This is a genomic window from Cloacibacterium sp. Arc13, assembly GCF_041431305.1.
GTDB classification, from domain to species: Bacteria; Bacteroidota; Bacteroidia; order Flavobacteriales; family Weeksellaceae; genus Cloacibacterium; species Cloacibacterium caeni_B.
In genome coordinates this window covers 1-9,197 of record NZ_JASMRM010000027.1, presented here as the reverse complement: position 1 = coordinate 9,197, position 9,197 = coordinate 1, and the positions used below count along the sequence as shown (strand labels likewise).

Genomic DNA, 9,197 nt, shown 5'->3' with positions numbered 1-9,197 from the left:
AAATGTAAAGCTAAATGTAAAATAGGTATTTAGGCTGTTTCTATTTTTAATAATTTTTATTTAGGACAGTATTGAAACATCTTCAATTAAAATTCATATTTAAAAAAATATTTATTGAAATACTTTGTTTCAATAATTTTTTGAATTTATAAAACTTTTTAAGACTATTAATAATTTTTAATTGCATTTAAAAATGCTGACTTTAAGAAATTCATATCTCCTAATCTATTACGCTCCAAAGCTTCTATATATTCATCGTGGGTCTTTCCAAAATTCAAATCTGCCACATACTGCTCCTCATAATACATATACATTTCTTCTGAACAACACTCAGCAAGATAGTTTTCCTTTATTCCAAAAAGTCTATTCCAAGTCTCTATGCGTTCTTCATATCCTGTACTTACCAAATCAACGTTCATATCACTAGGTTCCATATCATCAGAGAAAGCTTTGTTAAGGGTAATTTCTACATCAATTCTTGGATATGGGGTAATTTTACTAAATGGGAAAAAAGCTTGTTTCCTAGTCTTAGAGACAATTCTGTTATTCTGTTTTATAATTTCAAAGATGGTATTCTCTGCTAATTTGTATTTACTATTACAAACATCACAAATCGGTAATAGATTGTTTGTATTTATAGATGTAAATGGGAAATGATTTCGCGGTAAATAATGATCTAGTGCACTTCTTTTAGAGTGGAACTTAATTAAAACTTTATTTATTCCACAGCATCTGCAAGTCCTTGATTTACTTACAAGACTTTTATAATAGTCTTCAATCTTGCCATATTTATTATAAAACACTTCTCTATTAACAGCTTTGTCATAAAGTTTATCAAAAAATATTTTGATTTGTTTACTTAAATCTTCACTTATCAAGTCAATATCAACATATTCTAACGGAGTCAAATCACCATTACATAATAGCCTGATTTTATTATTCTGATGTATTCCTCGCTTTAATGTTTTTAAATGACTCTTAGAAAGAGTTTTACAAATTGCGAAACATTCAGTAATAGGATTTAATAAATATTCGTCATTTACTCCTTCTATTAATGATTGATATTTTGGAAGAACTAATGATGTGTCAAATACGGCTTGAGGAATGTAAGGAGCACGAAATATAACATCTAAAAATAAGTGGTTCACAAAAGATTGAATTTTGTGAAACTTAGAATTGATATGTTTATATGGTTTTATCATCTTTTCTTAATTATATCCGTCATTTCTTTTATCAAGAGAACTTTTTCTATTGAATCTCCTAACTCAGAATTTAACTCTTCAATTAACCCTTCTACATTATCAGTCTGTAAAAACCTTTCTCTATATGCATTCAATTTTTTTAGTGAATATTCTCCTATCGTATTCTTTCGCTTAAATATTTTATTCGTCAAAATATTAACGGATGTCCCGAAAGTGTCTATATCCAAGTCTTGGGCGTTTTGCGGTTGATTTCCTTTATCAAATACAATCACCTTATCAGGAAAACAATCCGAAATAATAAATGGAGAATGCGAAGTGATGAGGATGTCACGCATTAAATGATTTGTACCACTTTTGTTTAAACAATCCTTCAATAGACTTATAAATTCTGAACGCCACTCTGGATTAAAGTGTGTTTCAGGTTCATCTAACAACATCAATGTACTTTTGTCTCCCAATAACAAACATATTCCCATAGTATGTAAAAACTGATGTTCCCCATCAGAAAATGCTTTTAAAAGCATTTTATCATCTGAGTTTTTCTTTTTCAACCGAAACAGATTGAAATGAAAAATATGCTCCTGTTCTTTGAAAGCAGGTATTTTATACATTGCATACAAGCTATCAGAATTGTATACCTCTTTTTTAAGCTCTTTATCAACTACTCTCAAATTAAGTAAAGTAAGAACCTGAAAAGCTTTGAAGAGCTGTAATGGGGTTTCAAAATGTTCATTGAATGCAGATTTTAATGTACTTTCTTTTGTTTGCTTATTTTCATCAAAGTAAAAATCCAATACTTCGTGTTCATATCCTCTTTCATCATTAGCAGGTTGAGTAAATTTTACAGTAGCACATTTACGCAATTTATCCAATGTTTCTTCAACTAATGGCAATAAATATCCCAACTCAGGATCTTCATCATCATAATACATTTTATGATTATTAATTACCAGGCGGAAACTATGTAGCTTGTCGATACTCAACTGCTCCTTAATGGGTTCAATTGTGTCATCATTCTGTAAAAGAAAATTAGCCAAAAGAATCGCTTGGCTCATATGATAATCCATATAAACTAAACTACTTTCAGGTTTTTCCTCTATCTTATAATCCAAGACAAGCTTTGCCCTATTACGTAAGTGATAAATATATTCATCCAATTGTAATAGTCTGGATTTTATAAATGGTAGGCTTAATATCTCATTTTCACCCGAAGAGTATCCGATAACCAATTCCGGTAAATAGCTTCGGATAGAACCGGAAATATCTATATATTCAGGTTCGTCAGATTGATCTAAAGCTTTTATCTTTATTTGGGGGATTTTATCTTTTTCTTTCCTGATAATTATGTTATGATAATTTTCTACCTTTTTCTCTGCTTCACGAGGAATAATGAAGTACTCTAATTCATAAGCCACAGGATCAGATACCTCCTTTTTAAAATCACTTTTCAGAAATTCCGAAGTTTCTGGGGCAAGCGTACAACATTCCAAATGATAAAAGATATTAGACAATGCTTCTAACACATTAGATTTTCCACTTCCATTTAGTCCTGCAAAACAATAAGGATGAAAGTTTACCCATTCTTCATTAGGTTCATCATCTCTAAAAATAACGGTAAAATTCTCCTTACCTTGATCTGTTTTTATTTTATCAAGACTTCGGAATTTTTCTAATATGGTTAATCGGACTAATTTCATTTTACCTGTAATTTTACTTTATTATCAGTTCCAAAAGTTTGAGTGATTTCTTCCTCTTCCATTAGCTCGAATAAGATTCTTCTTGCTTCTGTAAAGTCCTTAAACTCATCAAAATTTTGTTGTTCAAATAAATTTATCAAATACTGCAACCTTTGTTTATTACCTTTCAAATCCTGAACAGTAAACTTCTTAATCAAATCCTTAAAAATAGGTTCTTCATCTATCTCAACATCAGGTTTAAAAGCATTTTGAAGAATTACCTGAAACAATTGCTGTAATATTTCTAATGATTGCTCTACTTTACTCTTTACATTTTGAATCAATTCATAAATTTGGCTAAACCGATTTTGTAAATTAAGATCTTTAGGAACAGGAATCTCTATATTCCTCAATTTCTCCAATGTAATTTCTTTGAAGGTTGAGCCTTTTACATATTTGTCAACAAGAAACAGAAAGCCATCACTTTTCAAAGTAACAAACAAATAGTTTGGGACAATTACTTTTTTATTTGGAGAAATCAATGCAATACCTCTACTTAAATTGAAATTTTTAGTTTCGGCATCCACAATAGCAACTTCCCCTATTGTTGCTCTAATAGTTATAAGAATATCATCAATCGAACAGATTGTTCGTGAGTATTTTTCAGAAATTTCTTTAGTTGTTTTCAGCAAATTTTTTGTAACAATCTTTCCTGACTTTATATCCCCTGTTCTAATATATGGTGTACCACCATCAATGTGGGGGCCTGCTTGAACAATTCCATACGTAATAATTTTGTCTTTCGGAGTAACTTGGGATAGTTTTTTTCGAGGAAACCCTTTCTGATTATTTACAGGGTCTCCAAACATTTTGAAATATACAGATTGGATTAAATTTTCCAATATATTAATTGTTTTTATCTTATCATTAATATACGTCTGAACACTATCTAATTGAGAAGCAACTTTCCTCTGGAACTCTAGATCATTTGGATAACTTATATCTATTTTTCTTAGATTAGTATTGTTTAAAATAGGAACGGTTACCCTATTGGCCTTAAAACTTAAATATTCTTTATTTTTAATAATCCAATAGTAGAAAAACTTAGGGAGAATAAGATCTTCTCTTACTCGAATACCTGTTATTTGTTGGTTGCTGGAAGCTGCTTTTTTTATTATTGCTGTTTTACCAATATCCCCAATACAACTTATTAGTACAGTGTTCTCTTTGTACAAAAAAGCTTGATTATCTAAAAGAGCTAACTCTGAGATTTTAGTGGTAGTATCTGAAATATATTGTTGTCCCTGCAAATCTGTAGGTGTAACCCACATAACATCACCTTCATAATATAGTGGCTCCTTAGTGCTGGGAGTTTTTCCTGTTTGGACAGTTTCTACGATTTCGCTTATTGTTGTATTTACATATTCCATTACAACTCCTTTTCTAATTGTTTTAAAGAATTAAACAACTCTTCCTCAATCTTTAAAACTTGTTTCAGTAACTTTGCAGGCTCTTCATATTTAGTCTCCTCAAAAACAAATTCTTTATACAAATTGTAATTTAATTCAAATCCATTTTCTTCAATTTCACTAACAGGCACATAAAAATGTTTTTGCTTACGATCTTTTTGCGGATTGCTTTTTTCGTCTTTGGTATGATATTGTTTAACCATTTCTGGTAGTGGAAAATCATTTTTTATTTTTCTTCTGCTATTGTCTAAGGTATAACCATCTGATTCCATTCCATAAAACCATACCTTTTTAGTATGGTAGTTATTAGAACCAAATTGCTTTTTAGTAAATAAAAGTATGGAGGTCTTTACTCCTGTATAAGGATTAAAAACCCCACTGGGTAATGAAATTACAGCTTCTAAATCGCAATCTTTTAGTAATATTTCCCGAGCAGTTTTATAAGCCTTTCCAGAATTGAATAGGACTCCTTCAGGAATAATTACAGCAGCTCTTCCATTTTTCTTAAGCATATATATAATGCGTTCTAAGAATAAAAGTTCTGTTTGTAACGACTGTGTTTTTCCTTGTTTTATGTCGTAGATGCGATTCAGATTTTTGCTTATTGATTTACTATTGACTTTAGCCGCAAAAGGTGGATTTGCGAGAATATATGAAAATTCTTCTTTACCTAATGTCGGAAATAATTTTTCACAGTATTTTGCTTCTTCTCCTTTTAAAATTTGTTCAGGCGTAAAGTGTTTTTTCTTAAACTTGTAGTAACTTTCTTCGTATTCATCAGAAATAGTATTTAAATTAATGATATGAGGCTTTTCGATACCGTGCATCATCATATTCATCATACCAATTCGAACCATAGTGGCATCAATATCGAAACCATAAAAGGTATTCTCTTTTAATTGTTTTTTCTTCTTTGCTATAAGTTTTTTGCCATCAAGACCTTTCTCAAGTTGATTCTCCTCATCAAGAGTTACCTCTTTACTATTTTGTTTGAGAATGTATTGATATGCTCCTACCAAGAAACCAGAACTACCGCTTGTAACATCACAGATTTTAGTATCTTCCTCATCAATGTTTGGAGCAACTAATTCACACATCATTTGAATAATATGTCTAGGTGTTCTGAATTGACCATTTTTACCTGCTTCGTTTGTAGCACGTAAGAGATATTCATAAACATCTCCCAATAAATCTTGAAAATGTTGATGTTTTTTTTCTTCTTCTTCTACCAAAGAGAAAATATCGTCAATTATCCTTACCGCTTCTTCTAATAAAGAGGGGGTGTTTATACCAAATCGAGCATTTTTCATTTCAATCGCAAAAGGTTCGTCCTCTTTTGATAAATCGTTTTGAATAAATCTAAACACATCATCCACCTTAGATTTTAGCTCAGATCCTTCTAAATTGTTAAAGCTACTCCATTTATATTCTTCTTTAACTTTAGGGTGAAACTTCTCTAAACGTTTCATAAATATCAGATAGGATATATTATCAATTGCCGTTATAGGGTTGGATAATCCTCCTGCCCAAAGTCTGTCCCAAAGTAGCTGTACTTTGTTTTTTATTTCTTGTGATAACATAATTTGTTTTATATACTCTTATACCAATAGAAAAACGCTTCCGGATTGGTCTTTTTTAATTTATTCAGTTTGTTGTAGGTTTGGTCTTCAATCAACCAATCCTTAATTTCCAATGGATTTTTAAACCGTTCCATTTTTATTTCTTCTTCGGCTTGTAATAGTTTGGTAAGGTATGCTACTTTAGCTGCTGCTGTTATGGCTTCGTCTATGTTGAATCGGTCAATTGTGAAGTTGGTAAAGTTTCTAATCCCTAATTGTAGATGATTAAACTCATCAGATTTTATATCTCGTTCAGCTAATGTATAGCAAGCTTGCCAAGTATCTTGTAAAACTTCTGTTGCTGTAATCTCTAATTTTCTAAACCCGATTTCTTCATGGACTACTCTGTTGAAGCTATCTTTTACTATTGTTACATCACTTATGTTGTCGAATAAAAATGCAATATCATATAGCTGTTTTATGATTTCAACTGGTCGGTTTTTGCTGTATAGGATTCCAGTTGTTTTAGGAGCAAAAGCTGTTAGTTTGTCCCCCAAAATAGCATCAAATGTTGGCATTGTAATAACAGATTCTTCTTCTGATGTTGATAGCCAAGGATGTTTAATTTTTATTTCTTGAATTTCAGGATAAGGATTTTGCGTATAAAGAAGGTCCAATAAAATAGGTTCAATATTGCCATCTACTGCGCTTTTATAATAAGCTTTGAAATGTCCGATTGGAGCATCAGGTGTGTGCTTACGATTATTGTCGTCTTCCCAACTCAAAAATATATTCTCGTCAACTATTTTTTGGAGTACTGCTATTATTTCTTTTTCTGTATGTTCTGTTATTATATCGATGTCAATAGAAAATCTTTTTGGTTTTTCGGTAGCTAAAAGCAAAGCTGTTCCGCCTTTGAATGTAAATTTTAACCCGTTTATTTTTAATTGCTCCAATAGTGTTAGTGCCCAAATTACTTTTTCGATTAATTTGGGATCGATGCTTCTTCCTAACTTACTTTTTAAGTTAAGAATCCAATCTATAGTATAGGTTTCTTTGTTAATCATTGTTTGTATATTATTGGCAAAACATCATCTATTTTGCCAAACTTATATTTATCAATTTTTCTACTTCTCTTTCGCGATTTCTTCTTGCTGCATATCGTTTCATTTTTGATTCATTAATGTCGTATTTATTGAAGGCTGTTTTATACATAAAATTTAATTCTCCCTGTTGTGCAGCGAAAAGGGTATCATCAATTACTATATCCACCAGTATTTTTTCAAGTGTTGGAATAGTCAAATCGTTCCGTTTTAAAATAGGTGCTTCAGAATATAGGTTTTTAATAATAATAACATTGTCTAATGAGCTTATGTATCTTTCGAAGAAAATTTCGTCTGGGTTAATGAAGGTATTTTGAAAGAAACTGTTCAATTCATTAAATACTTGCTCTGCCGCTACTTTTTCAATTTCAACAATTGTGAAATTTTTAAAAGGCTGGTGTCGCATCAAATCGTTTAACCACGAGCTATTCCAAACACAATAGGTAACAAAAGGAAATTCTTTGTGAATCCTACTGGCTATTTTTTTTAATTCATTGTTAATTTTTGGTGTGAATAATTGGATTTTTCCAACGGTATATATTCCTCTTGAAACATTGTCTATAACTCCATTTTTTTTAAGTTTATACAGGTAGGTATTAATTGTATTATTTGACCAAGTGGGAAAATCGTTTTTGAGCAATTCCATCAAATCTTCCTTCGATAACACATCTTTGTTATCAAAGTATCTTATTATATGACTTTCAACTATTTTCTCCAACTTTTATTAATTTGTAGTAAATATAATAAAATATCTTTAATAAATATAACTTTGGCAAAAATAATGTGATTTTGCCAAAGTTATATATCTTTATTCTGTTCAAATTCTAAAAACAACATTCACTAAAAATTCAGTTACAAAACAGATTAACAGTAAAGTACATCATAAAACATTCTTCTTTTTTCATTTCCAAATTCTAAAAGAAAGTCTTGCAAGTGTGTGATAATCGCTGCTTCTAAATCTTTCTCACAATATGATGCTTCTCGTTTTAATCCTAAAAACTCCAAATACATTGGGTCATTAATGATTTCTCTGCCGTCAGAAGGTAGTTTTCGTTTTTAGCTACCGCCAAAACACTTTCTTTGTCATTGCTCAACAAAAGGCGTTCGTACTAGTTACTATAAACCTGGCATTCTAATTGCCTTAAAGTCCAGTTATTTTTTACACTTTCAGCGATGTAAAATTCTCTTTTTTCGTCCTTTTCAAGCCTCATTAAGAGTCTGTACTGTGTCCAGCTCAATTGCGAACGCACTGCGTTCGCAATTGGAAAAACACGGTAAAATTGTCTAAAAAGTTCAATCTGTCTTTTGGAAAAACCACTTCCGAATTCTGGTTCGAGTTCATTAGCTATGTATTCCGTAAGATACTTCCCATAATCAGCACGGTCTTTCCCTTCTTGCTCTTCTTTAAAGATCCGTTTGCCAATATGCCAATACATGAGTGTGCGTTGATGGTCAACTGCTCTTATCGCCCTATCTTTTGACTGAGCGATGATAGATTTTATATCTGATATTATGGATTGGTTGAGTTGCATTTGGTTTTCTTTATTTGGGTTTTGTTTTCATTGGATGGTGCAAATTTTCTGTTTATTGGAAATTAGCACAGGAAATGAAGCCAAGAGCGGAGCATAGACATCTTTGGCTATATCAAGAAAATTAAGAAGAGGCGGTTGGGAATATTTCCATATTAGTTTTATGATTATTAGTTCATTACAAATATAATAAAAAAATGAATGAGGTGTGGAGGTTATGAGATGTGAGATGCGAGATTGGAAAATTTGAAGATGGGGCTTCGACGCCGCTCAGCCACCGGGAAAGGTGATGGAGTGATGAGGTTATGAAGTGATGAGGTTATGAAGGATGAAGGATGAAGGATGAAGGATGAAGGATGAGGGATGAAGGATGAAGGATGAAGGATGAAATATTAAAAATTCTTTTCCACGAACAAACCACGAACAAACCCCACAGAAAACCCGAATTTCACCCAACTTTGACTCGAAGATATGGAGTTAATAATAGTGCTTACACCGAAAAATTTTTCAGCATGATTTCTACCTCTGCTTTCAGTTCTTGGATAAAACTTTCGGGCGCTAAAACTTGCACGCGTTTTCCGTATGTCACGTCCTAAAAAAAGTTTACACTTTTTATATTAATACTAAAATTCGTTTACAGTTCAAATATAATTCTAAAA

At 31.4% G+C, this 9,197-nt stretch carries 8 protein-coding genes; all 8 read right to left on the bottom strand.

What is annotated here, in order from left to right; genetic code table 11:
- Positions 1 to 167: 167 nt before the first annotated feature.
- On the bottom strand, positions 168 to 1,148 hold the full coding sequence (locus QO190_RS13055; protein WP_371463783.1) for a hypothetical protein: 981 nt from the start codon (positions 1,146 to 1,148) through the stop codon (positions 168 to 170).
- 50 nt (positions 1,149 to 1,198) lie between these two features.
- Positions 1,199 to 2,899 (bottom strand): restriction system-associated AAA family ATPase, encoded by a 1,701-nt coding sequence (locus QO190_RS13050; RefSeq protein WP_371463785.1) that lies wholly within the window; start codon positions 2,897 to 2,899, stop codon positions 1,199 to 1,201.
- Complete coding sequence (locus QO190_RS13045; RefSeq protein ID WP_371463787.1) at positions 2,896 to 4,308, bottom strand: restriction endonuclease subunit S; 1,413 nt, start codon at positions 4,306 to 4,308, stop codon at positions 2,896 to 2,898. Before QO190_RS13045 ends, QO190_RS13050 begins: the two co-directional genes overlap by 4 nt.
- The gene (locus tag QO190_RS13040; protein WP_371463789.1) at positions 4,308 to 5,927 is read right to left on the bottom strand and encodes an N-6 DNA methylase; all 1,620 of its coding nucleotides are present in this window, start codon (positions 5,925 to 5,927) and stop codon (positions 4,308 to 4,310) included. The genes QO190_RS13045 and QO190_RS13040 overlap by 1 nt, the downstream gene beginning before the upstream one ends.
- Positions 5,928 to 5,935: 8 nt before the next feature.
- Entirely contained in the window at positions 5,936 to 6,973 is a 1,038-nt protein-coding gene (locus QO190_RS13035; RefSeq protein WP_371463791.1) for a nucleotidyl transferase AbiEii/AbiGii toxin family protein, read from the bottom strand.
- Positions 6,974 to 7,001: 28 nt separating this feature from the next.
- Positions 7,002 to 7,727 carry a DUF6577 family protein gene (locus QO190_RS13030; protein ID WP_371463793.1) on the bottom strand — a complete coding sequence of 242 codons (726 nt, stop codon included), beginning with the start codon at positions 7,725 to 7,727 and terminating at the stop codon, positions 7,002 to 7,004.
- Positions 7,728 to 7,873: 146 nt separating this feature from the next.
- Positions 7,874 to 8,020, bottom strand: a complete 147-nt coding sequence (locus tag QO190_RS13025) for a hypothetical protein (protein ID WP_371463795.1) — start codon at positions 8,018 to 8,020, stop codon at positions 7,874 to 7,876.
- A gap of 98 nt (positions 8,021 to 8,118) precedes the next feature.
- Positions 8,119 to 8,541: a DUF1016 N-terminal domain-containing protein gene (locus tag QO190_RS13020; RefSeq protein ID WP_371463797.1), complete on the bottom strand. Its 423-nt coding sequence runs from the start codon at positions 8,539 to 8,541 to the stop codon at positions 8,119 to 8,121.
- Positions 8,542 to 9,197: the final 656 nt, after the last annotated feature.